At 42.7% G+C, this 363-nt stretch carries 1 tRNA gene and 1 rRNA gene; both read left to right on the forward strand.

The annotated features are described in order from the left end of the window. Nucleotides 1–62: ribosomal RNA gene (locus P3R27_RS14975) — 16S ribosomal RNA — on the forward strand; the annotation flags it as partial. A gap of 77 nt (nucleotides 63–139) precedes the next feature. Then, nucleotides 140–212, forward strand: a tRNA-Ala gene (locus P3R27_RS14980). Nucleotides 213–363: the final 151 nt, after the last annotated feature.

Here is a 363-nt window from a genome sequence, read left to right on the forward strand (position 1 = left end):
TGATTGGGGTGAAGTCGTAACAAGGTAGCCGTATCGGAAGGTGCGGCTGGATCACCTCCTTTCTAAGGAATATTACGGAGACTACACACGTTTGTCGATACTTTGTTCAGTTTTGAGAGGTCTACTCAAAATTTAACCCGGGGCCTTAGCTCAGCTGGGAGAGCGCCTGCTTTGCACGCAGGAGGTCAGCGGTTCGATCCCGCTAGGCTCCATTAACAACGTATGTTGTTATATACTTGTTCATTGAAAACTGGATATTGAAGTAAAAATGTAAGTAATACAAACCGAGAACACCGCGTTGAATGAGTTTTTTAATAAGTTCAATTGCTTATTTTTCTTGATTGGACTTCTATCGCTAGAAGA

It is taken from the genome of Enterococcus spodopteracolus, assembly GCF_030441955.1.
Classification (GTDB): Bacteria; Bacillota; Bacilli; order Lactobacillales; family Enterococcaceae; genus Enterococcus_B; species Enterococcus_B spodopteracolus.